This is a genomic window from Sphingopyxis sp. SE2 (assembly GCF_032227185.1).
In the GTDB taxonomy this organism is placed as follows: domain Bacteria; phylum Pseudomonadota; class Alphaproteobacteria; order Sphingomonadales; family Sphingomonadaceae; genus Sphingopyxis.
In genome coordinates this window covers 3,420,539-3,441,269 of sequence record NZ_JAPMXW010000001.1, presented here as the reverse complement: position 1 = coordinate 3,441,269, position 20,731 = coordinate 3,420,539, and the positions used below count along the sequence as shown (strand labels likewise).

The 20,731-nt window shown below is 68.4% G+C and carries 25 protein-coding genes; 9 read left to right on the top strand and 16 right to left on the bottom strand.

Annotation, left to right across the window (positions count from 1 at the left end; genetic code table 11):
• Nucleotides 1-20 precede the first annotated feature (20 nt).
• Genes ribD through OVY29_RS16565 form a run of 3 tightly spaced genes read left to right on the top strand, consistent with a single transcriptional unit; the run spans nt 21 to nt 2,065 of the window.
• Nucleotides 21-965 carry a bifunctional diaminohydroxyphosphoribosylaminopyrimidine deaminase/5-amino-6-(5-phosphoribosylamino)uracil reductase RibD gene (gene ribD, locus OVY29_RS16575; protein ID WP_037556188.1) on the top strand — a complete coding sequence of 315 codons (945 nt, stop codon included), beginning with the start codon at nt 21-23 and terminating at the stop codon, nt 963-965.
• 8 nt (nt 966-973) lie between these two features.
• Nucleotides 974-1,600 (top strand): riboflavin synthase, encoded by a 627-nt coding sequence (locus tag OVY29_RS16570; protein WP_037556137.1) that lies wholly within the window; start codon nt 974-976, stop codon nt 1,598-1,600.
• A gap of 30 nt (nt 1,601-1,630) precedes the next feature.
• Complete coding sequence (locus OVY29_RS16565) at nt 1,631-2,065, top strand: GFA family protein (protein ID WP_037556134.1); 435 nt, start codon at nt 1,631-1,633, stop codon at nt 2,063-2,065.
• Here the strand turns inward: OVY29_RS16565 and OVY29_RS16560 are convergent.
• From OVY29_RS16560 to OVY29_RS16540, 5 genes are all read right to left on the bottom strand, one after another.
• Nucleotides 2,062-2,553, bottom strand: a complete 492-nt coding sequence (locus OVY29_RS16560; RefSeq protein ID WP_037556133.1) for an MmcB family DNA repair protein — start codon at nt 2,551-2,553, stop codon at nt 2,062-2,064. The genes OVY29_RS16565 and OVY29_RS16560 overlap by 4 nt on opposite strands.
• 115 nt (nt 2,554-2,668) lie before the next feature.
• Nucleotides 2,669-3,217 carry a single-stranded DNA-binding protein gene (ssb, locus tag OVY29_RS16555; protein ID WP_037556132.1) on the bottom strand — a complete coding sequence of 183 codons (549 nt, stop codon included), beginning with the start codon at nt 3,215-3,217 and terminating at the stop codon, nt 2,669-2,671.
• 28 nt (nt 3,218-3,245) lie between these two features.
• Nucleotides 3,246-5,105 carry a ferrous iron transporter B gene (locus OVY29_RS16550; RefSeq protein ID WP_037556130.1) on the bottom strand — a complete coding sequence of 620 codons (1,860 nt, stop codon included), beginning with the start codon at nt 5,103-5,105 and terminating at the stop codon, nt 3,246-3,248.
• Nucleotides 5,102-5,350 carry a ferrous iron transport protein A gene (locus OVY29_RS16545; protein ID WP_037556128.1) on the bottom strand — a complete coding sequence of 83 codons (249 nt, stop codon included), beginning with the start codon at nt 5,348-5,350 and terminating at the stop codon, nt 5,102-5,104. The genes OVY29_RS16550 and OVY29_RS16545 overlap by 4 nt, the downstream gene beginning before the upstream one ends.
• 54 nt (nt 5,351-5,404) lie before the next feature.
• Nucleotides 5,405-6,070 carry a COQ9 family protein gene (locus tag OVY29_RS16540; protein WP_037556126.1) on the bottom strand — a complete coding sequence of 222 codons (666 nt, stop codon included), beginning with the start codon at nt 6,068-6,070 and terminating at the stop codon, nt 5,405-5,407.
• Between the two features lie 193 nt (nt 6,071-6,263).
• On the opposite strand from OVY29_RS16540, the gene OVY29_RS16535 reads away from it, so the two are divergent.
• Complete coding sequence (locus OVY29_RS16535) at nt 6,264-7,349, top strand: alkene reductase (protein WP_313911730.1); 1,086 nt, start codon at nt 6,264-6,266, stop codon at nt 7,347-7,349.
• Between the two features lie 152 nt (nt 7,350-7,501).
• On the opposite strand, the gene OVY29_RS16530 is transcribed toward OVY29_RS16535, so the two are convergent.
• From OVY29_RS16530 to OVY29_RS16515, 4 genes are read right to left on the bottom strand one after another with little or no spacing between them, the layout of a single operon-like run.
• A complete protein-coding gene (locus OVY29_RS16530; RefSeq protein WP_037556123.1) occupies nt 7,502-8,122 on the bottom strand; it encodes a hypothetical protein in 621 nt (206 codons plus the stop codon).
• Nucleotides 8,115-8,540: a 6,7-dimethyl-8-ribityllumazine synthase gene (gene ribH, locus OVY29_RS16525; protein WP_037556122.1), complete on the bottom strand. Its 426-nt coding sequence runs from the start codon at nt 8,538-8,540 to the stop codon at nt 8,115-8,117. The genes OVY29_RS16530 and ribH overlap by 8 nt, the downstream gene beginning before the upstream one ends.
• Complete coding sequence (gene ribB, locus OVY29_RS16520) at nt 8,540-9,814, bottom strand: 3,4-dihydroxy-2-butanone-4-phosphate synthase (RefSeq protein WP_037556186.1); 1,275 nt, start codon at nt 9,812-9,814, stop codon at nt 8,540-8,542. The genes ribH and ribB overlap by 1 nt, the downstream gene beginning before the upstream one ends.
• A gap of 57 nt (nt 9,815-9,871) precedes the next feature.
• Nucleotides 9,872-10,489 (bottom strand): ankyrin repeat domain-containing protein, encoded by a 618-nt coding sequence (locus OVY29_RS16515; protein ID WP_037556121.1) that lies wholly within the window; start codon nt 10,487-10,489, stop codon nt 9,872-9,874.
• 89 nt (nt 10,490-10,578) lie between these two features.
• Here OVY29_RS16515 and OVY29_RS16510 point away from each other — a divergent pair, with 89 nt between their 5' ends.
• The 3 genes from OVY29_RS16510 to OVY29_RS16500 are packed head-to-tail and all read left to right on the top strand — an operon-like array spanning nt 10,579 to nt 12,384.
• Nucleotides 10,579-11,223, top strand: coding sequence for an SCO family protein (locus OVY29_RS16510; RefSeq protein ID WP_200880194.1), 645 nt, complete (start codon nt 10,579-10,581; stop codon nt 11,221-11,223).
• On the top strand, nt 11,223-11,672 hold the full coding sequence (locus tag OVY29_RS16505) for a YcgN family cysteine cluster protein (protein WP_037556119.1): 450 nt from the start codon (nt 11,223-11,225) through the stop codon (nt 11,670-11,672). The genes OVY29_RS16510 and OVY29_RS16505 overlap by 1 nt, the downstream gene beginning before the upstream one ends.
• Nucleotides 11,653-12,384, top strand: coding sequence for a M48 family metallopeptidase (locus OVY29_RS16500; protein WP_235211550.1), 732 nt, complete (start codon nt 11,653-11,655; stop codon nt 12,382-12,384). The genes OVY29_RS16505 and OVY29_RS16500 overlap by 20 nt, the downstream gene beginning before the upstream one ends.
• 19 nt (nt 12,385-12,403) lie before the next feature.
• Here the strand turns inward: OVY29_RS16500 and OVY29_RS16495 are convergent, their stop codons facing one another.
• The 5 genes from OVY29_RS16495 to OVY29_RS16475 form a co-directional block, all read right to left on the bottom strand.
• Nucleotides 12,404-14,602 carry a PBP1A family penicillin-binding protein gene (locus tag OVY29_RS16495; RefSeq protein WP_052182321.1) on the bottom strand — a complete coding sequence of 733 codons (2,199 nt, stop codon included), beginning with the start codon at nt 14,600-14,602 and terminating at the stop codon, nt 12,404-12,406.
• A gap of 53 nt (nt 14,603-14,655) precedes the next feature.
• Nucleotides 14,656-15,075: a peptide-methionine (R)-S-oxide reductase MsrB gene (gene msrB / locus OVY29_RS16490; protein WP_037556118.1), complete on the bottom strand. Its 420-nt coding sequence runs from the start codon at nt 15,073-15,075 to the stop codon at nt 14,656-14,658.
• A gap of 87 nt (nt 15,076-15,162) precedes the next feature.
• Complete coding sequence (locus OVY29_RS16485) at nt 15,163-16,266, bottom strand: NAD(P)/FAD-dependent oxidoreductase (RefSeq protein ID WP_037556116.1); 1,104 nt, start codon at nt 16,264-16,266, stop codon at nt 15,163-15,165.
• The gene (locus tag OVY29_RS16480) at nt 16,263-16,976 is read right to left on the bottom strand and encodes a methyltransferase domain-containing protein (RefSeq protein ID WP_052182319.1); all 714 of its coding nucleotides are present in this window, start codon (nt 16,974-16,976) and stop codon (nt 16,263-16,265) included. Before OVY29_RS16480 ends, OVY29_RS16485 begins: the two co-directional genes overlap by 4 nt.
• The gene (locus tag OVY29_RS16475) at nt 16,973-18,040 is read right to left on the bottom strand and encodes a type III polyketide synthase (protein ID WP_037556114.1); all 1,068 of its coding nucleotides are present in this window, start codon (nt 18,038-18,040) and stop codon (nt 16,973-16,975) included. The genes OVY29_RS16480 and OVY29_RS16475 overlap by 4 nt, the downstream gene beginning before the upstream one ends.
• Before the next feature lie 95 nt (nt 18,041-18,135).
• On the opposite strand from OVY29_RS16475, the gene OVY29_RS16470 reads away from it, so the two are divergent.
• Complete coding sequence (locus OVY29_RS16470; RefSeq protein ID WP_037556112.1) at nt 18,136-18,648, top strand: DUF4402 domain-containing protein; 513 nt, start codon at nt 18,136-18,138, stop codon at nt 18,646-18,648.
• Between the two features lie 106 nt (nt 18,649-18,754).
• On the opposite strand, the gene OVY29_RS16465 is transcribed toward OVY29_RS16470, so the two are convergent.
• On the bottom strand, nt 18,755-19,417 hold the full coding sequence (locus OVY29_RS16465; protein ID WP_037556111.1) for a YggS family pyridoxal phosphate-dependent enzyme: 663 nt from the start codon (nt 19,415-19,417) through the stop codon (nt 18,755-18,757).
• Nucleotides 19,418-19,474: 57 nt separating this feature from the next.
• Between OVY29_RS16465 and OVY29_RS16460 the strand changes: the two genes are divergently transcribed.
• Nucleotides 19,475-20,089, top strand: a complete 615-nt coding sequence (locus tag OVY29_RS16460; RefSeq protein ID WP_037556109.1) for a thiamine phosphate synthase — start codon at nt 19,475-19,477, stop codon at nt 20,087-20,089.
• Here OVY29_RS16460 and OVY29_RS16455 read toward each other — a convergent pair.
• Entirely contained in the window at nt 20,062-20,724 is a 663-nt protein-coding gene (locus tag OVY29_RS16455; protein WP_235211549.1) for a hypothetical protein, read from the bottom strand. The two genes, OVY29_RS16460 and OVY29_RS16455, sit on opposite strands and share 28 nt — an antisense overlap.
• Between the last annotated feature and the right edge of the window lie 7 nt (nt 20,725-20,731).

Here is a 20,731-nt window from a genome sequence, read left to right as displayed (position 1 = left end):
CGACCGCCGACGCCGACTGGATGGCGGTTGCCATCGCGCTGTCGCGGCGCGGCCGGCCGGTCGCCGCACCCAACCCCAATGTCGGCTGCCTGATCGTCAAGGACGGGCGCGTCGTCGCGCGCGGCTGGACCCAGCCCGGCGGTCGCCCGCATGCCGAAGCGATGGCGCTCGCGGCGGCCGGCGCTGCGGTGCGCGGCTCGACGGCCTATGTCAGCCTAGAACCCTGTGCGCACGCCAGCCCGCGCGGCCCGGCGTGCAGCGATGCGCTGATCGCCGCGGGCGTCGCGCGGGTTGTGATCGCGGCGCAGGATCCCGACCCGCGCACCGACGGCAAGGGCATAGAGCGGCTGCAGGATGCGGGGATCGAAGTGGTCTTCAACGTCCTTCCCGCCGACGCGCGCGCAGCGATGGCGCCCTGGTGGACGCGGCAGGCCCTGGGCCGGCCCTTCGTGACGCTGAAGCTCGCGACGTCGCTCGACGGCCGTATCGCGATGGCCGACGGGTCGAGCCGCTGGATCACCGGCGCCCGCGCCCGCGCGCACGGGCATCTCGAACGCGCCCAACATGAGGCGATCCTTGTCGGGCGCGGGACGCTCGACGCCGATGCACCCAAGCTCGACGTGCGCTTGCCGGGGCTCGAAGGCCGCGGCCCAAAGAAGCTGCTCCTGACCAAGGGCGCCGCGCCCGAGGGCTGGGCGGCCATCGCATCGCCCGAATCGATCGATGGAATCGACTCGCTGCTCGTTGAGGGCGGTGCCGGCGCAGCATCGGCCTTTCTCGCCGCCGACCGCGTCGACCGGCTGCTCCTTTATCGCGCGCCGATCCTGATCGGCGGCGGCAGGGCGGCGCTCGGCGACATCGGCCTCGCCGATCTCGCCGATGCGCACGGGCGCTGGCGGCTTGATGACAGCCGGATGCTTGGCAGCGACCGGCTCGACGTCTACGAGCGCGTCAGAGAAGGATAACGCGACCCATGTTCACCGGCATCATCACCGACATCGGCACCATCCGCAGCCGCGAGGACCGCGGCGACACGCGGCTCGTCATCGAGACCGCCTATGATGTGGGTAGCATCGATATCGGCGCGTCGATCGCCTGTTCGGGGGCGTGTCTGACGGTCGTCGATAAGGGTGTGGACGCGGACAGCAACGGGCCCGGCGGCTGGTTCGCGATCGATGCGAGCGCCGAGACGATCGCGCGCACCGCGCCCGGGATGTGGGAGGCGGGGCGCCGCCTCAACCTCGAACGCGCGCTGAAGATCGGCGACGAGCTTGGCGGGCATATCGTCACCGGCCATGTCGACGACATCGGACATATCGTATCGGCCGAGCCGATCGGCGACAGCGTGACGGTCACCGTCGCCGCACCCGCGTCGCTCGCGCCGCATATCGCGCCCAAGGGATCGATCACCGTCGACGGCGTGTCGCTGACGGTCAACGAAGTGACCGACCAGCCGAACGGCGAGGCGCATTTCACGCTCAACATCATCCCGCATACGCAGGAGATGACGACGCTGAACGAGGCGGCGGCGGGGCGTCCGGTCAATCTCGAGATCGACATCCTCGCGCGCTACCTCGCCCGCATGCAGGCGCGGGGATAAGGGCACCGCAAACGGGGAAGGAGGTCGGCGATGGCAACGGCGATACGCGGTTCCTGCCTGTGCGGCGATATCCGTTTCGAAATCGACGGAAAATTCGGCGCCGCCGGCCAATGCCATTGTTCCAAATGCCGCAAGGTATCGGGTACGGACGGCAATGCCGTCTTCTATGCGCCGGCCGCCAGTTTCCGCTGGCTGGCGGGCGAGGATTTGATCGAACGTTTCGCCGTCCCCGACGGCGGAGGCTGGGCATCGCATTTCTGCCGGCGATGCGGCAGTCCAGCGCCGCTAAGCGACGCGAACGGCAAGTTTTTCTTTGTACCGGCGGGCCTGCTCGACGACGATCCGGGCTTCCGCGGTTATGCGGCGCATATTTTCGTCGGGTCGAAGGCGCCCTGGGTTTGCATCGCCGATTCCGCGCCGCAATATGAAGCGGGCTTTGATTCGGCACGGATCGACCGAGGCTAACCCTCTCCCCAACCCGCCGCCAGTTCAGGGTCGGCCGCGACCATAGACCGCCGCATCGCGAGCCGTCCGATCCGCAGCAGTTCCGCCTTGCGCCGCGCGGGGGCGAGGTTGCAGCTTGCGGCTTCGCGCACCACCGCCGCGCCATAGCGGTCGGCGATAATCAGCCCCGAGCTTTCGGGACGATAATCGGAAGTTTCGAGGATCGCCGGGTCGAGCCCCGAGGCGAGCGCCCAATAGAAGCGGTCGCACCAGTCGCAATAGTCGGGCCATTTGCCGTCGCCGTGCAGGTCGGCGCGGCTGACCTTGATCTCGACGATCGTGATCTGGCCCTTGGCATCGATCGCGGTGAGGTCGGTGCGCCGCCCGTTGGGCAAGGTGACCTCGGGAATCGCGACCAGCCCCGCCTGCGCGAACAGCCGGCACACGCCGCGCGCGACGTCCGCGGCGGTGATGGCTTGATCGAGATTGACGCCAGCTTGCAAAGCCATCGCTTCAACTCATGCCGTTCGCCCTGAGCTTGTCGAAGGGCCGTTCTTCTTCGCCGCGACGCCACAGAAAGGACGGTGCTTCGACAAGCTCAGCACGAGCGGGTTTAGGTAGACGTCAGAACGGGACGTCGTCGTCCAGATCGTCGTCGAACGGCGGGCGTCCGCCGCTCGAGCTGCCGCCGCCGCCCTGGTTCCAGCCGCCGCCCGAGCCGCCGCCGCCCGAGGAGCTGCCACCGCCCTGATCCCAGCCGCCGCCGCTCGACGAACCTCCGCCCCAGTCGCCACCGCCGCGCGAGCCGCCGCCACCGCCGGGCGCGCCGTCGAGCATGGTCAGCGTGCCGCCCATGCCCGCGATCACCACTTCGGTCGTGTAGCGGTCGTTGCCGTCGCGGTCCTGCCATTTGCGAGTGCGCAGCGAGCCCTCGATATAGACCTTCGAGCCTTTTTTGAGGTAACGCTCGACCACCCCGACCAGCCCTTCGCCGTTGATCACGACATTATGCCATTCGGTGCGCTCCTTGCGCTCGCCGCTCATCCGGTCCTTCCACTGTTCGCTGGTCGCGATGCGGATATTGGCGATCTTGCCGCCATTCTGGAACGATTTGATTTCGGGATCGGCACCGAGGTTGCCGATCAAAATTACCTTGTTGACGCTGCCAGCCATCCGCCGCTCCGCTTGAAGATTGGGAGGATCAGCCGAGTCCGAAGGCGACGGCCGTCCAGTAAGTGATACCAGCAGCGGCATAGGCGAGCAGGAACAAATAGCCAACCATGAACATCGGCCATTTCCATCCATTGGTCTCGCGCCGCGTGATCGCGATCGTCGAGATGCACTGCGGCGCAAAGACGAACCAGGCGAGGAAGGCGAGCGCGGTCGCGATGCTCCAGCGGCCCGCGATGCGATCGCCGAGTTGCTCGGCCATCGCCTCCTCGTCGTCGCCCGCATCGATGGCATTCGCCGTCGCCATCGCCGATACCGCGACTTCGCGGGCAGCCATCGCGGGGATCAGCGCGAGCGCGATGTCATGATTGAAGCCGATCGGCTTGACGACGACTTCCAGCGCACTCGCGATGCGGCCGCCAGCGCTATATTCGACCTGGCTCTGACCCGCCGGTGCCTGCGGAAAGGTAAGAAGCAGCCAGAGGACGACCGTCGTCGCGGCGATGATCGTGCCGGCGCGGCGCAGGAATATCCACGCGCGCTGCCACAGCGCGATGACGATGTCGTTGAGACGCGGCCACTGATAGCGCGGCATTTCCATCATGAAGCCTGTCGCATTGCCCTTGGTCACCGAACGGCGGAGGAAGAAGGCGACGAGCAGCGCGCCGACGATCCCGCTGATGAACAGCCCGAACAGCACGAGCCCCTGCAGCCCGATCGGCGTCCCGCCGACCTTCTGCGCGGGAATGAAGGCGCTGATGATCAGCGTATAGACCGGCATCCGCGCCGAACAGGTCATCAGCGGCGCGATCAGGATCGTCGTCAGCCGGTCCTTCTCGTCGGGAATCGCGCGCGTCGCCATGATGCCGGGGACGGCACAGGCAAAGCTCGACAGAAGCGGGATGAAGCCGCGCCCCGACAGCCCGACCTTGCCCATCAGCCCGTCCATCAGGAAGGCCGCGCGCGTCATATAGCCCGATGCTTCCAGCAGCAGGATGAAAAGGAAGAGGATGAGGATTTGCGGGAGGAAGACAACGACCGCGCCGACGCCCGCGAGCAGACCTTCGACGACGAGCCCGCGCAGGAAATTGTCGGGGAAGCCGTCGACCACCCAGCCCTGCAGAATGCCGACCCCGGCTTCGAGTGCGTCGGCAAAGGGCGTTGCCCACGAAAAGACCGCCTGGAACATCACGAACATCAGCGCGACAAGGATGATGAGGCCGAGGACCGGATGGAGCGCGACATTGTCGACGCGCTGCGTCCAGCGCCGCACCGGGGTTTCGGTCAGGATCGCCGCCTTGGCCATTGCACGGGCGCGCTGGTGAAGCGCGGCGTCGTTCTGCGGCGCCGGAACGGCTTCGCGCGGCTGGTGCGACCGGATCGCGCCGTCGACCGCGGCGAGCAGATCGGTCAGCCCGCGCTTGCGCACCGCGACGGTCGGCACGACGGGCACGCCCAGTTCCTTCGACAGCCGTTCGGCGTCGAGCGTCAGCCCGTCGCGTGCCGCGAGGTCGACCATGTTGAGCGCGACGACGGTCGGCAGGTTCAGCGCGAGCAGTTCGAGCGCGAAACAGAGATGATTGTCGAGGTTCGCGGCGTCGAGCACGACGATCAGCGCGTCGGGGCGCTTCTCGCCCTCCTGACGGCCCAGCACGACGTCGCGCGTCACCGCCTCGTCGAGGCTCGCGGGGGTCAGGCTGTAGGTGCCGGGAAGGTCGATCAGCGACAGCGGGCGGCCGTCGGCGAAGCTGGCGTGCCCCGCCTTCCGCTCGACCGTGACGCCGGGATAATTGGCGATCTTCTGCCGCGCGCCGGTCAGCGCGTTGAACAGGCTCGATTTGCCGGCGTTGGGATTGCCGACGAGCGCGATCGAGGGAATCGCCGCCGTCATGCAGCGGGCTCCACTTCGATCGCCGCGGCTTGTCTGGCGCGGATGATCACCTTCATGCGGCCGACGGTCAGCGCGAGCGGATCGCGCGAAAAGATGCTGCCACGGTGATGCGGGGTGACTTCGCACCCTTCCATCAGGCCGAATTCGCGCAGGCGCCGGCCCTCGTCTTCGGACATGGCATTCCAGTCGATACGGGCGATCCGCACCATCACGCCCAAGGGCGATTTGTCGAGCAAAGCAGTCATTTGCGAGCGATTATCAATAACAGCCGCGCGGCGCCAGTCCTTTATCTAGAGCGCTCAGCGCCCCGGATAGCGCAGCCGGCCGACGAAGCGCGCGAGGCTGGGCCGTTCGATGCTGCGCGCGGCGCGGCGGTGCTTCCAGCTTTCGAAGCGCATCACCTGATCGATGCGGCGCGCGAGAAAGGCGCGCGTATCGGCGAAATCCTCGCTCTCGTCGTTCAGGAACACCGCCATCGTCGAGCCGTAGACGGCGCCGAGGATCGCGCGCTTGCTGTAATGATTATAGTCGGTCGCGGTGTCGCCCGCGAGCCGCCACATATGATCGGCGGCGCGCCAGCCGAGCTTCGCGGCGTGCGGCGCATTGGTCGGCAGCGCGAGCAAAGCGAGTGCGCGGCGCAGCGATTCGCGGTGCGGCGCGAGCAGGGCGATGCGCGTTTCGACGAGCGTCGTGATCCGCTCGCGAATCTTGAGCGCCGCGAGTTTCTCGGCGGGCCAGCGCGTTTCCATCGCCACATCGACATCGGCGAACCACGCGTCGACCATGTCGCGCGCGCCGCCCGGAAAGGCGAGGCGCGCGACGTCGGGGTCGACGCCGACGCGCGCGGCGGCATCGGCGAGCGCGGCGTCACCGAACCCGTCGAACGCCGCCGAGGCGGCAATCAGCGGCGCGAGCGCGGCGCGAATTTCGTCGAGGGTCGGGTCGGCGGGCAAGATCGAGGCCATGAGCGTCAGATAGGCCGCGCCGCGCGGTTCGGCAACCGCGCGGGCACAACCATGTCGACGCGCACCTTCTTCGCTGTCATTTAGATTTTCTTTTGCTACTCACCATTGTGCCGGCCCCGCTGCGTCCATAGCTTCGCGGGCCAAGGCGGCGGCCGATGGGGCCGCGCGCAATGAAAGTGAATGTGGAGGAAATATGGCCGTATCCCTGTTCGATCCGATCAAGCTGGGCGCGATCGACGCGCCGAATCGCATCATCATGGCGCCGCTGACCCGCGGCCGCGCCGGACCGGGTTTCGTGCCCAACGAGCTGGCGCGCGAATATTATCGCCAGCGCGCCTCGGCGGGGCTCATCATTTCCGAAGCCACGGGCATTTCGCAGGAAGGGCTCGGCTGGCCGAGCGCGCCGGGCCTGTGGACCGATGCGCAGGTCGAAGGCTGGAAGCCGGTGACCGACGCGGTGCATGAAGCCGGCGGGCGGATCGTCGCGCAGCTCTGGCATATGGGGCGCGTCGTCCATTCGGTGTTCAACGACGGCAAGCCGCCGGTTTCGGCGTCGGCGACGCAGGCGCCGGGCAAGGCGCATACGCCGGTCGGCCGCCGCGAATATGAGGTCGCCCGCCCGCTCGAGCTGGGCGAGATCCCCCGCGTCATCGCCGACTACGCCAAGGCTGCCGAAAATGCGAAGCGCGCCGGTTTCGACGGCGTCCAGTTGCACGGCGCCAACGGCTATCTGATCGACCAGTTCCTGCGCGACGGGTCGAACCTGCGCGACGATGATTATGGCGGCCCGGTCGAAAACCGCATCCGCCTGCTCCGCGAAGTCACCGAGGCGCTGATTTCGGTCTGGGGCAAGGAGCGGGTCGGCGTGCGCCTGTCGCCCAATGGCGATACGCAGGGCGTCGACGACAGCGCGCCCGAAAGGCTGTTTCCGATCGCCGCCGCGGCGCTGGACGCGCTCGGCATCGCCTTCCTCGAATTGCGCGAACCCGGCCCCGACGGCACCTTCGGGCGTACCGATGTACCGAAACAATCGCCTTCGATCCGCGCGGCTTTCAAGGGCCCGCTGATCCTCAACAGCGACTATGATGTCGCGCTCGCCGAACAGGCGCTCGCCAGCGGCACCGCCGACGCGATCGCCTTCGGGCGGCCGTTCATCGGCAACCCCGACCTCGTCGAGCGGATCCGGCACCGCGCCGAATGGGCGGCCGACAATCCGCAGACCTGGTATTCGCCGGGCCCGGAAGGCTACACCGACTATCCGGCGCTGCAGCCGGCGTGAGTTGCCTCGTCCTCCCTGTCGCGTAGCGATGGGGAGGGGGACCGTTCACGTAGCGAATGGTGGAGGGGCAACGGCGTCGCGTCCTTGCCCCTCCGTCAGCCCTGCGGGCTGCCACCTCCCCATGGCCTTCGGCCACAGGGAGGATATTCAAGCTAGCCTCGCTCGGCCAGCGCCTTGTCGACGATACCAGCGCCGATCGGCCCGAGAAAATTGCCGCCGAAGCGGAACAGCAGAAACGCGCCGACGAACAACAGCAGCGGCGCGATGAAGGCGACGACGATCGCCGCGATCACCACTCCGAAAAACAGGAACATAAGGCGGCCGGTCAGTTCGGACTGCCCGTTCGGGCCCAGCTCGATCGTGCGCGGCCCCTTTGCATCCCACCATTTCGCTGTAACGATCGTCTTCCGGTCGCTCGCTTGCGGTTGAAGCGCCGGCCGCTCAGGAATGCGCGCGGGCTGCGGCTGGCCCGCGCCCTTCACCTTCTGTCCCCATGGCTGCTTGCGGTCCATCGTGGCGACGGCGTTCCGGCCGTTCGATGGTCGTGGCAATTCGCGCTGCGTCACCGGGGCGGCTTCGGCAAGCTCGAGGATCGCCTCGGGGCCGGCAGCCTGCGCCGCGGGGCGAAGGGGTTCGACCCCCATGCGGCGATCATGCGCATCCATACGCTCGGCCGCGGTCGGCGGGATCTGCCCGGTCTCGCGGTCGATCACCACCAGCCGCCCGCCGCGCTCGACGACCGAAAAACGGCTGGGGGGCGGGCGGTCAACCAATACCGAATTGTTCCTTGAGCGCGAGCATCGCGAGCGCGGCCTTCGCCGCTTCGCCGCCCTTATCCTTGCGCGTCTTGTCGGCGCGCGCAAGCGCCTGTTCTTCATTCTCGACCGTCAAAATGCCGTTGCCGATGGCAAGGCCGTCGAGCGTCAGCGCCATGATGCCGCGCGCGCTCTCGTTCGACACCACCTCGAAATGATAGGTCTCGCCGCGAATCACGACGCCCAACGCGACATAGGCGTCGTAACGACCGCTGTCGGCGGCAAGCGAAATCGCCGCAGGCACTTCGAGCGCGCCCGGCACCGTCACCGTTTCGTGGCTATGCCCCTCGCCCTCGAGCGCGCTCCGCACGCCGTCGAGCAGCATGTCGTTGAGGTGCGAATAGAAGCGGGCTTCGACGATCAGAACATGTGCCATCAGGCTTCTCCGGGAATCGGGCGTTCGCCGACGACCGACAGGCCATAGCCTTCGAGGCCGACGATATTGCTGTGGGTGGGGGTGAGCAATTCCATCGCGTGGACGCCAAGGTCGGCGAGGATCTGCGCGCCGATGCCATAGGTGCGCAGGTCCATGCCGCCGGTCGGCGGCGGCAGCGCGTCGGCATCGGCCGAGCCGGGCAGCGGGCGCATCAGCATCACGATCACCCCTGCGCCGGCTTCGCCGATCGCGTCCATCGACCGCTGGAGGCGGCGCTTCTTGGGACCCGGGCGGCCCATGATGTCGTCGAAGAGCGAAACGGCGTGCATCCGCACGAGCGTGACGCCTTCAGGATCGACCGGCCCCTTCTGCAGCACCAGATTGACGCTGCCGTCGATCTTGTTGCGATAGGATTTGAGGCGCCAGTCGCCGCCATAGTCCGATTCGAACGGATCGTCGGACACGCATTCGACCAGCCGGTCGCTGCGGTTGCGATAGGCGATGAGGTCGGCGATCGTGCCGATCTTGAGGCCGTGGCGCCGCGCGAAGGGGATGAGGTCGTCGAGCCGCGCCATCGTGCCGTCGTCGTTCATGATCTCGCAGATCACGCCCGAGGGATTGAGCCCCGCGAGCCGCGCGATGTCGACCGACGCCTCGGTATGGCCGGCGCGCACGAGCACACCGCCGTCGCGCGCGATCAGCGGAAAGATATGCCCCGGCGTCACGATGTCGTCGCGAGTCTTGCCCGCGTCGATCGCGACCGCAACGGTGCGCGCGCGGTCGCCCGCCGAAATCCCCGTCGTCACGCCCTCGCGCGCCTCGATCGAGGTGGTGAAGGCGGTTTCGTGCCGCGTGCCGTTGTTGCGGCTCATCAGCTCGAGCCCGAGCGTGTCGACGCGCGCCTTGGTCAGCGTCAGGCAGACGAGGCCGCGCCCGTGGGTGACCATGAAATTGATCGCGTCGGGGGTCGCCATCTGCGCGGGGATGACGAGGTCGCCCTCATTCTCGCGGTCCTCGTCGTCGACGAGGATGAACATGCGCCCGTTGCGTGCCTCGGCGATGATCTCCTCGGGGCTCGCCATCGGCGACAGATCGCTGCCGTTCGCGAGCCAGTTTTCGAGCTTGCGCAGCGTTTCGGCGGTAGGGTTCCAGCCGGGCGAGTCGAGGTCGCGCAGGCTGTTGGCGTGGAGACCCGCGGCGCGAGCGAGACCCGAGCGGGACATGGTGCCGTCGTCGACGATGGCGCGGATACGATCGATGAGCATTGTGGACATGATCATCATGTCTCACATCATAATGTGATTGTCAATTCATCTATCACATTGACTTGATCATTGCGGGCCGAAAGTCGGCCCGAACTCGCGCTCCGGCGCATCGGCCTTCGCTTCGAGCAGCGCGAGAACGCGTCCGCTGCGATCGTCGCGCTTGGCATAGTCGCGCGCCGACATGCCGGCGATATGGTCCGCCTTGTCGGGATTGGCGCCCCGCTTGACGAGCAGCCGGACCATCGCGACATTCCGCGTCTGCACCGCGAGGATCAGCGCGGTTTCGCCGCGCCGGTTGGTCTGGTCGACAGGCGCCTTGCGGTCGAGCAGCTCTTCGGCGCCGTCGGTGAAGTTGATGAGCGCGGCGTGCATCAGGGGGGTCACTTCCTGGCGATCGCCGATCGACGGATCGGCGCCCTTGGCGAGCAGGAAGCGCAGCCAGCTGATATCACGCCGCTTGGCGACGATGATCAGCGCGGTTTCGCCCGTGTCGGGATTGCGCGTGTTGACGAAAGAGGGGTCGTCCTTCAGCGCCTCGGTCGCTTTGGTCCCGTCGCGATTCTCGACCGCCTGCAAAAAGGCATAGCCGCCGCGGAACTGCGCCTGCGCAGGATGGACAAGGCCCGCAACCGCGAGCAGCAGCAACAGGCAAGAGGCGAGGCGGAATTCCGCGCGTCGAAACATGATCGGGCGACCCCCTGGGGCAATTTGTCCGCCGCGCACGGCGACGACAATGGTTGATTTTCGCAAGCTAGCCGACCAAGGCTGGCCACATGATGAATATCGCAAATATGGGACAAAGGCTTGTCCGTGCAAGCCTGATCCTCGCTTTCGGCGCCGCGCTCGCGGGATGCAACGGCGCGGGCGAAGGCGCGCCCGCCAAGCCGCCGCTCGAAGGCGCGCGGATCGGCGGCGCCTTCACGCTGACCGACCAGAATGGCAAAACGGTGCGCGACAGCGATTTCGCCGGCCAATATCGCCTCGTCTATTTCGGCTACAGCTTTTGCCCCGACATCTGTCCGGTCGACCTGCAAAAGCTGATGCGAGGCCTGTCGCAGTTCGAAAAGACCGACGCGGCGCGCGGTGCCAAGGTCGCGCCGCTCTTCATCACCGTCGATCCCGAACGCGACACGCCCGAGGCCTTGAAGCCCTTCGTCGCGCGTTATCATCCGCGCCTGCTCGGCCTGACCGGCACCCCCGAACAGATCGCCAGCGTCGCGAAAGCCTTTGTCGTCACCTATAACAAGGTGCCGGGCTCGGCGCCCGACCGCTATCTGATGGCGCACAGCCAGCTCGCCTTTTTGATGGATCCCGACGGCAAGCCGCTCGCGCTGCTGCCGCTCGACGATCCCTCGACCGACGTCGACGAGGGCGCTCCGGGCAAGGTCGCCGCCGAGCTGGCGAAGTGGGTGAAGTGATGGCGGCAGGGGCGACATCGGAGCGCCCCTTTTGGGAAGCGCCGCTCGCCAGCCTCGACGCCGGGCAATGGGAGGCTTTGTGCGACGGCTGCGGCAAATGCTGCCTGCACAAGCTGGAGGATGAGGATACGGGCCGCATCTATCCCACCAATGTCGCGTGCCGCCTGCTCGACCTTACCACTGCGCGCTGCAGCGATTACAAGCACCGCCGCCGCCATGTTCCCGACTGCCTGACATTGACCAAGGCAAAGGTCGACGACCTCGAGTGGTTGCCGCAGAGCTGCGCCTATCGCCTGCGCGCCGAGGGCGAACCGCTGCCCGACTGGCATTATCTCGTCTGCGGTGATCGCGAGGCGGTGCACCGCGCGGGCCAGTCGATCGTCGGCTGGACGGTCGGCGAAGATGTCGCAGGGCCGCTCGAGAATCATCTTGTCGAACGCGCCGTTTGATCCGTCGGCGGACCGGCCGCACATCCGGGTCGGCGACGAAACCTGGCCGGTGCGCCTCGTCCGCCATGCGCAGTCGCGCCGCTACCGCCTCGTCTTCGACGGCGCGCGCGGCGAGCTGCGGCTGACGGTGCCGCGCCGCGCCAGCGAGCGCGCCGCGCTTAAATGGGCTGGCGAGCAGCAGGCGTGGCTCGCCGAGCAGGCGGGCAGGGCGGTGGTGCCGATCCTCGTCGGACCCGGCGCGGCGCTGCCCTTTCGCGGCGTCGAGCGCCATGTCGACTGGGCGCCGGCGGCGCCGCGCGCGATTCGCCTCGACGGCGGCCGGTTGCACGTCGGCGGTCCGCTCGAAACACTCGGGCGGCGAATCGAACGCTGGCTGAAGGCGCAGGCGCTCGACCTGATGGAGCGCGAGAGCCGCGAGATTGCCGCCGCCGCGGGGCTCGCGGTCGGCCGCGTGGGGGTCGGCGATCCGCGCAGCCGCTGGGGCAGCTGCACCCATGACGGCGACCTTCGCTACAGCTGGCGGCTGGTGATGGCGCCCGACCATGTCCGGCGCGCGACCGTCGCGCACGAGGTCGCGCATCTTCGCCATATGGACCATGGCGCGGCGTTCCACGCGCTCGTCGACGAACTGCACGACGGCGACGTCGCGGCGGCGCGCGGCTGGCTGCGCCGCGAAGGGCGCGGGCTCCACCGTTATCGCTTCACAAGCTGAACCGGCTTAGCGCCGGGCCCTAGTAATCGCCCGATTCCGACGGCGGGCGCTGTTGCGGCTGTCTCGCTGTCGACGGTGGCGCGGCCTTCGGAACCGTGATCAACCTGGGCTGGCCGCCATTCTTCGGCACCGCGCCGTTGTCGGCGGGCGGGCGGCGCCCGGTCTGTTCTTCGATCCATTGCTGGTCGAGCACGGGTCCTTCGTCGACCGGCGGCGGCATCGGTCCCGTCATTTCGGGCGGGCGGCTGTCATAGGGCAGCTCGATCGGCATGCCATTCTCGTCGACGAACCCGTCTTCACCGGGCTCGCCCATATAGGCTTCGTCTTCGTCCTCGAGCTGCCATTCGGGCAGCACGACTTCGGTGTCGAACTGCTCGACCGGGCGCCGCGCGACCGCGACGCGCATATAATCGGCGAACGCCCGGGCGGGTGCGCGTCCACCCTGCAGCCCGCCGACGGGTTTCGCATCGTCGCGGCCCATCCACACGCCGGTGGTGATCCCGCTCGAAAAGCCCAAAAACCAGCCGTCCTTGTTGCTCGACGTCGTGCCGGTCTTGCCGGCGACGGGACGCCCGATCTGCGCCGCCCGGCCGGTGCCGGTGTTGACCGCGGTCTGCAAAAGGTCGGTGATCCCGGCGGCGACCCAATGATCGACGAGCGTCTGTCCGCGCTCGGCGGGACGCTGATAGAGCAATTCGCCGCCCGCCGTCGTCACCTTGGTGATGCCATAGGGCTGCACCGACACGCCGCCGCGCGAGACGGCGGCAAAGGCGGCGGTCATATCGATCACGCGGACCTCGGCGCTGCCGAGCACCATCGAGGGGTGGGTGTTGACGGGCGTGGTGATGCCGAAGCGGCGCGCCATGTTCGCGACCGCCGAAAATCCGACCTCGTCGCCGAGCTTCGCCGCGACCGTGTTGACCGAGTAAGCGAAGGCGCTGCGCAGGTCCATTGTGCCCGCGAAACGGCCCGACGAGTTGCGCGGGCTCCAGCCGTTGATCGTGACGGGCTCGTCAACGACCGGATCATTGACCTTATATCCCGCCTCGAGCGCCGCCATATAGACGAACAATTTCCACGCCGACCCCGGCTGGCGAAGCGCCTGCGTCGCGCGGTTGTAGTTCGACGCGACATAATCGCGGCCGCCGACCATCGCGCGCACCGCGCCGTCGCGGTCGAGCGAGACCAGCGCGCCCTGCACCCCGGCGGGCGTGTCGGCCTGGATCGCCGCGGTCGCCGCGCGCTGCATGCCGAGGTCGATTGTGGTGTAGACGTCGAGTGCCTCGCTGCCTTCGTCGATCAGCATGTCGAGCTGCGGCAGCGCCCAGTCGCTGAAATAGCGCGCGCTGTTCTGTCCGGTTTCCTTCGCGAGCTGAACGTTGGCGGGCTCGGCGGCGTCGGCCTGCGCCTGGGTGATGACCCCGGCATCGACCATGACGTCGAGCACGACGCCGGCGCGCCCGAGCGCCGCTTGCGCATCGGCGGTCGGCGAATAGCGCGACGGCGCCTTGACGAGCCCCGCGACGACGGCGGCCTCCGACAGCGACATTTCGGTCGCGCTATGGCCGAAGAAACTGTTCGACGCGGCATCGATGCCATAGCTGCCGCCGCCGAAATAGACCTTGTTGAGATAGAGTTCGAGAATCTCGTCCTTCGAGAATTTCCATTCGAGCGCGAGCGACAGGACCATCTCGCGCATCTTGCGCGCCCAGGTATAGCTGTTCGACAGGAAGATGTTGCGCGCGAGCTGCTGGGTGATCGTCGAGGCGCCCTGCAGCCGGCGGCCGGTGCCGTAATGCTGCGCCGCGAACACCGCCGCGCGCGCCATGCCGACGGGATCGACGCCCGGATGATAGCGAAAGCGCCGGTCCTCAACCGCGACCATCGCATCCTGCATCACCTGCGGCGTTTCCCTGAGGGTCAGCCAGCGCCCGTAATTGGGCCCGAGCGACAGGAAGACCGTGCCGTCGGCGGCGCGGACGCGGATCGTCTGCCCCGCCGGAGATTTCTTGAGTTCCTCGAAGCTCGGCATGCGCTGCACCGCGATGCCGACCGCCACGCCCAGCGCGACGAGAGCGACGACCGCAAGGCCGAGGCCCCAGCGAAGGGCGCGGCGCAGCCACACACGCCAGCGCGGCGGACCACCACGGGGCGTGCCGCTGCGCTTGCTGGACGATGACGATTTATTCGACGAAGCTTGCTGTCTTTCGCGGCGCAAAGCCCGTATTCCTTCCCTCGCGTCGCCCCTGATGCGTCAGTAGCGAGGGCGTGTCAGCCTTCGCCGGTTGACGCCTCATCCTGCCCGCGGTCCGCGAAGTCAAGCGCCGCGCTGTTGATGCAATAGCGCAGACCATCGGGTCCGGGGCCGTCGGGGAAGACATGGCCGAGGTGGCCTTCGCATTTCGCGCAGCGCACTTCGGTGCGAACCATGCCGTGGCTCGCGTCGCGATGTTCGCTCACCGCACCGCCCGCGGCGGGCGCGGTATAGCTCGGCCAGCCCGACCCGCTGTCATATTTGGTGCGGCTGTCGAACAGCGGCGCGCCGCATCCGGCGCAATGATAGACGCCGTCGCCCTTGTGGTCGGTATATTTGCCGGTGAACGCGCGTTCGGTGCCGCCTTCGCGCAGCACATGATGCGCCATCGGGTCCAGCGGCTTGCCGGGCGTCTTGTCGGTTTTCGGGTCGGTCATGGAGAATCTCCTTCGGATGGGCCGTATCCGGCCATCGATGTTATCCCTAATATCGGTGACGCGCAGCGCCGCCGCAAGGGTGAGCGGTCAGCGCGGGTCGATGCGCGTCGCGTGCGAGGTCATTCGCACCAGCGCGGGAAAAAGTGACGCCGCGCGTGTCATCGCCCCAGCGGTGCGCGGGTTTTCGCCGAGCCGCCATACGAGATTCGCGAGCGCGAACGGGCGCGTCATCGCCGCGGCGAGGCGGCGCTGGAACGCCGGCGCGGCATCGCCGCCGCGGTGGCGCCACGCCGCCACTGCGGCCTCGGCGCTGGCAAGGGCGAGACCCATGCCCTCGCCCGCGAGGCTGGGGATCACTCCCGCCTGATCACCGAGCCGGAACAGGCCGGGTGCGCTCTCGGCGGTTCGCCAGCCATAGGGGACGTGGCCGATCGCATCGACGGCCTGCGACCAGTCGGCGTGCGCCAGCCGCTCGCCAAGGTGCGGCAGCGCATTGCCCAGCATATGGAGTAAGGCGGCCGGATCGCCGTTCGCTTCGTCGAGCCGCGATTTATGGACAGCGAGGCATAGATTGCCGCTGCCGTCCTCCTGCCGCACCAGCCCCGCATAGCCGCGATCGAACAGATGCAGCTCGACCGCATCGCCGACCAGCCGGGCGAGCGCGGGATGCGCGGGCAAGCGCAGCCGCAGCCCGCTGGCGGGATCGCCGCGCTGCCATCGGGCGGGCTCGCGCGGGAAACCGCGAAAGCCGTGCTTGCCGGCCGCGAGGAAGATCGAGGCCGCCGCCAGCGCCGCGCCATCGCGCGTCTGCACCGCGCCGTCGTCGATCGCCGTCGCATGGACGCCGCGTTCGAGGCCCGCGCCCGCAGCGACCGCAGCCGCCTGGAGCAGGCTGTCGAGCTGGTGGCGCGACACCCCCATGGCTTCGCCGGGCAGCGGTGTTTCGCTTCGCCGCTTGCCCGCGAAGAGGCGCACGAAGCGGACCGATTGCCCGCCGAGCGACGCCCGGTCGATCCCCAGCGCGTCGAGCCGCGCCAGCGTCCGCCAGCTCAGAAAGCCGCCGCACAGCGCGTCGCCCGTTTCGCGCGCGCGGTCGAGCAGCAGAACCTTGGCACCGCCGCGCGCCAGCCCGATTGCCGCCGCCGACCCCGCGGGTCCGGCACCGACGACGATCGCATCGGACGCGGTCACCGGATGCGCTCGACGCAGAGGCGATACGGAAAACTGCGGAAGATACGGCATTCGTCCGCCACATCGGGCAGCGCCTCTGCCAGCATCGCCGACCATTCGGCGCGGCGAAAGCTGCGCCCGACCGACAATTGGCCGTCGCGCCGCACGATCGGATCGACCAACGCCAGCGCGGCGAGCAAGGGATAGCCGGCAAAGGGCAGGCGCCGGCGGTGGAGGTCGTTGACCAGCCAACCGCGCGCCGCCTCGGCTTCCATAAAGCGCAGAAATTCGGTGCGCTCGGCGGACGTCATATGGTGGCTGACGAGGCTCGACAGGATGATGTCCCACCCCTGTCCGGCCAGATCGCGATAGTCGCCGGTGACAAGCCGCGCGCGGCCGCCAAGTCGCGCTCTGGCAACGGCCTCGCTCTTCGGGTTGAGGTCGACGCCGGCGAGATCGAGTGCAACGCCCCGGCGTTCGCCCCAGCGCGCGATCCGCACGAGCACGTCGCCCGCGCCGAAGCCGACATCGAGAATACGCCAAGGGCGGTCGCCAATAGCACGCGCGCGGACCCGGTCGAGAAACCCCAGTGTCGGCCGCGGCGCGAGCGTCAGCGCGTTGATCCGTGACAGGTCGGCAAGCACTTTCGCATAGCGATCGGGCGGCAGTTCGGCGGCGTCCATTTCCTCCTCGCGCGCGATCGGCACCCGGAGGCTGGCGAAGGGGTTCATGCGCGGAACCGGATCGCCTCGGCGGCGAGGCCGGGGCCGAAGGCGATCGCGATGCCCTCACCGCTCGCTCCGCGCGCCATCATGTCGGCGAGCACGAACAGGATCGTCGCCGACGACATATTGCCGAACCGCGCGAGCACCGCGCGGCTGTCGGCGAGCGCGTCGGGCGGGACCGCCAGCGCATGTTCGACCGCGTCGAGCACCGATCGGCCGCCGGCGTGGACCGCGAGCAGCGGGGGCGCCCCGGCATCGCCGAACAATTCGCGCTGGACGTCGGGGTGAGCCAACGCCTCGCGCAGCCGCCCCGGCACCTCACCCGACAATATCATCTCGAAGCCCTTGTCGCCGATGTCCCAGCGGATCAGATCTTCGCTGTCCTTGAGCGCGAGGCTGCGTCCCTCGCCCAGTTCGAGTCCGCTCGGCGCGGCCGAGACGATCCCCGCCGCGGCGCCATCGCTGAACTGCAGCATCATCAGCAGCGGCTCGGCCTCGTCGGCGGGAGCGAGGTGCAGCGTCGACAGTTCGACGCTGACCACCAGCACGACGGCGCCCGGTTCCGATCGCACGATGTGCCGCGCGGTGCGCAGCGCGGTGACCCCCGCATAACAGCCCATGAAGCCGATCAGCACGCGTTCGACGGTTGCGGACAGCCCCAGCCGTCGCGCGATGATCTGGTCAATGCCGGGCGCGACGAAACCGGTGCAGCTCGCGACGACGATATGGGTGATCCGCGCCGGATCGAGCGCGTCGCCCAATGCCGCGATCGCCTGCATCGCGAGGTCTGGCGCATGCTGCGCATAGGCCGCCATGCGGACCGATGTCGGCGGCAATCCGGGAACGTCGTAAAACCCGCCCGCCGCGACCGGCGACCCGCCGCCCGGGGTGGGCGGCAGCACCGACCAGCGATGATCGATCCCCGACCGCGCCGCCATTCGCGTAAAGAGCGCGCGCACGCGCTCGTCGCTGAGCCGCGGCGCCGCCCAGTCGATGAAGGCCCGATGGACATCATGCCCCGGAACCGCGGTGGCGAGGGCGTTCAGCCAGGGAGAGGGAGGCGTGCTCATCGCGCAGATGTGGCCGAAAAGCGGGGGACAGGCCAGCGATTAGCGCGCGGCGCACTTTACCGCGGATTAACCACGGCTGGACTATTCGAGCGGACGTGAAACACCGTCTTTTCCTCGGCTTCGTCCTGGCACTCGGCGGCGCGCCCGCCGTGGCGGCTCAGTGCATGCTCTGCGCGCAGGACAAGTCGGGCGGAGCCGCGACTCGCCAGGCCGAAACGCCGCTGCGCGTCGAGGTCGAGACCCGGCTCGATATGGGCCGCGTCGCCGTCGGCGCGATGGGCGGCGATGTCGAAATCGACCCGGTGTCGGGCGCGCGCCGGCTGCGCGGCGATGTCGTCGATCTGGGCGGCTTCGCGCTGACCGGCGTCGTGACCGTGCGCGGCGCGCCGGGCGCCGAGGTGCGCGTGATCCTGCCCGCGAGCGTCGCCCTTGAGGGCGGCCATGGCCGCACCGCGCGCGTCACTGGCCTTGTCACCGACCTGTCGGCGGCGCCGCGCCTTGGCGCCGACGGCCGGTTGCAATTCCGCTTCGGGGGCCGGTTGCAGGTCGCGGCGCTCGACGACGGAAATTATCGTGGGCGGATTCCGGTGACGGTGGAGTATCAGTAGGGCGATTGTCGGCTTTGGGGTGGAGAGTTGTCGTTGCTGTTATTTAAGCCCCTTCCCTTCAGGGGAGGGGCTTTCTCCATGACCGCTTCCGGTCGGGAGCGGACCTTCAGCCCCGCAGACCGAACAGCGCCGTCCCGACGCGCACATGCGTCGCGCCGAGCATCACCGCAGTCTCATAATCGCCGCTCATCCCCATCGAACGCAGCGGCAGGCCGTGGCGTTCGGCGAGTTCGTCGAGCAGCGCGAAAAAGGGCGCGGGTTCGATATCGGCGGGCGGGATCGCCATCAGGCCGTCGATCGTCAGCCCTGCGTCTGCAGCTTCGGCGAGCAGCGCGGGCAGGTCGCGGGTCGCGCAGCCGCCCTTTTGCTCCTCGTCGCCGATATTGACCTGCACGAACAGCTGCGGCTGCCGGCCCGCCTTGGCGCACGCCTTGGCGAGCGCCTGGACGAGCGACGAGCGGTCGACCGAGTGGATCGCGTCGAACAGCGCCACCGCTTCCTCGGCCTTGTTCGACTGCAGCTGGCCGATCAGGTGCAGCACGATGCCGGGCGTTTCGGCACGCAGCTCGGGCCATTTGGCGGCGGCTTCCTGCACGCGATTCTCGCCGAAATGACGCTGCCCGGCCGCGATCAGCGGGCGGATCGCCGACGCGTCGTGCGTCTTCGATACCGCGATCAGGCAGATTTCGCGGGCCTCGCGCTGCGCGCGTTTCGCCGCGTCGGCGATATGTCCCTGCACTTCGGCCAGCCGCTCTGCTGCTTCGTTCATCGTCCCGCTTTCATCCCGCGCGTTGCGTGCGCTCGCGACGCGCCTATAGGAAGCGCGATGCGCCCGCGCCACCCCCTGCCGAAACTCTGGCTGTTCAGCGACGAACGGGCGCAGGCCGGCCTCGCCGAACTCGCCGCGCTGCTGCCGCCAGGCAGCGGCATCATCTTCCGGCACGACGGGCTGACGTCCGGGCGTCGCTGGCGCCTGCTCCGGCGGCTGATGCGCACCGCGCGGACGCGCGGGCTCGTCGTCCTGCTTGCCGGACCACCCGACATGGCGTGGCGCTGGGGCGCAGGGGGCGTCCACCTCCGCCAGCACGATGCGCATCTCGCGGTGCGTGCGCGTCGCCTCGGACTGCCGGTGACAATGCCCGTCCATAATATCCGTGAGGCGCGCCGCGCGCGGCGGTCGGGAGCCGACGCCGTCTTCATTTCACCGCTTCATCCGACCCGCTCGCATCCCGGCGCGCCCGCGCTCGCCCCGGGGGAATGGCTGCGGCTGGCGCGCCTCGCGGCGGCGGCGCCGATCGCGCTCGGCGGAATGACCGGGGCGCGGGCGCGCCGGCTGAAGCGCGCGGGCGGGTGCGCGCCCGGCTGGGCTGCGATCGATGCCTGGGATGAAAAGGCGGCGAAGCGCCGGTCGCGTCAGAAGCGGAACGCGGTTCCGATATAGACCGCCTGGCTGTCGCGGCGCGAATCGGTGAGCGGTTCGACGCGGTCGTCGCTCTTGTACCGGACACCCGCGGTGACATCGATATTTTTGGTTAGGCGATAGCTGCTGACGACATCGACGGCGGACGCCTCGCCGGGAGCGGTGACGCGATCGGTTGCCCCGCTCGGGTCGCTTGGGCGGTTCACCATACGCGTGGCGAAGCGTGACTTTTTCTCGTCCTGTTCGGGCGCCTTGGCGACCGGCAGGTTGCGGAGATCGGTGCCGCGCGGCAGCGACGGCGTGACGAATTTCTCGAAGCCGACCGACGCGCCCAGATTATATTTGACCGGGGCGATCGCGACCGGCGCGGTGCGGCCCGCCGCCAACGCCGAGGTGCGCGCGGCGCTCGACGCGTCGTCGCGAGCGCGAATCACGACGGTGATCGCACGATTCTTGCGATCCCGATCGGTCAGGGCGGGCGTGAAGCTGAAATTGCCGCGCTGTTCGGCCGACATCTTGTTATAGCGCGCGATCAGCCTTTCGTCACCCGAGGCCGGGGTGAACTGGCCCAGCAATGTTTCCGAAAGCGCGGTGTCGCGAATGCGGTCGGCGTTCGACATCGCTGCGAGGGCCGGCGGCAGCGCAAGCGAAGCCACCGCCAAA

Coding starts and splice junctions, on each gene's coding strand:
- ribD (WP_037556188.1), top strand. CDS start 21: ATGGCGGTTGCCATCGCGCTGTCGCGGCGCGGCCGGCCGGTCGCCGCA.
- OVY29_RS16570 (WP_037556137.1), top strand. CDS start 974: ATGTTCACCGGCATCATCACCGACATCGGCACCATCCGCAGCCGCGAG.
- OVY29_RS16565 (WP_037556134.1), top strand. CDS start 1,631: ATGGCAACGGCGATACGCGGTTCCTGCCTGTGCGGCGATATCCGTTTC.
- OVY29_RS16560 (WP_037556133.1), bottom strand. CDS start 2,553: ATGGCTTTGCAAGCTGGCGTCAATCTCGATCAAGCCATCACCGCCGCG.
- ssb (WP_037556132.1), bottom strand. CDS start 3,217: ATGGCTGGCAGCGTCAACAAGGTAATTTTGATCGGCAACCTCGGTGCC.
- OVY29_RS16550 (WP_037556130.1), bottom strand. CDS start 5,105: ATGACGGCGGCGATTCCCTCGATCGCGCTCGTCGGCAATCCCAACGCC.
- OVY29_RS16545 (WP_037556128.1), bottom strand. CDS start 5,350: ATGACTGCTTTGCTCGACAAATCGCCCTTGGGCGTGATGGTGCGGATC.
- OVY29_RS16540 (WP_037556126.1), bottom strand. CDS start 6,070: ATGGCCTCGATCTTGCCCGCCGACCCGACCCTCGACGAAATTCGCGCC.
- OVY29_RS16535 (WP_313911730.1), top strand. CDS start 6,264: ATGGCCGTATCCCTGTTCGATCCGATCAAGCTGGGCGCGATCGACGCG.
- ribH (WP_037556122.1), bottom strand. CDS start 8,540: ATGGCACATGTTCTGATCGTCGAAGCCCGCTTCTATTCGCACCTCAAC.
- ribB (WP_037556186.1), bottom strand. CDS start 9,814: ATGTCCACAATGCTCATCGATCGTATCCGCGCCATCGTCGACGACGGC.
- OVY29_RS16515 (WP_037556121.1), bottom strand. CDS start 10,489: ATGTTTCGACGCGCGGAATTCCGCCTCGCCTCTTGCCTGTTGCTGCTG.
- OVY29_RS16510 (WP_200880194.1), top strand. CDS start 10,579: ATGATGAATATCGCAAATATGGGACAAAGGCTTGTCCGTGCAAGCCTG.
- OVY29_RS16505 (WP_037556119.1), top strand. CDS start 11,223: ATGGCGGCAGGGGCGACATCGGAGCGCCCCTTTTGGGAAGCGCCGCTC.
- msrB (WP_037556118.1), bottom strand. CDS start 15,075: ATGACCGACCCGAAAACCGACAAGACGCCCGGCAAGCCGCTGGACCCG.
- OVY29_RS16480 (WP_052182319.1), bottom strand. CDS start 16,976: ATGAACCCCTTCGCCAGCCTCCGGGTGCCGATCGCGCGCGAGGAGGAA.
- OVY29_RS16475 (WP_037556114.1), bottom strand. CDS start 18,040: ATGAGCACGCCTCCCTCTCCCTGGCTGAACGCCCTCGCCACCGCGGTT.
- OVY29_RS16465 (WP_037556111.1), bottom strand. CDS start 19,417: ATGAACGAAGCAGCAGAGCGGCTGGCCGAAGTGCAGGGACATATCGCC.
- OVY29_RS16460 (WP_037556109.1), top strand. CDS start 19,475: ATGCGCCCGCGCCACCCCCTGCCGAAACTCTGGCTGTTCAGCGACGAA.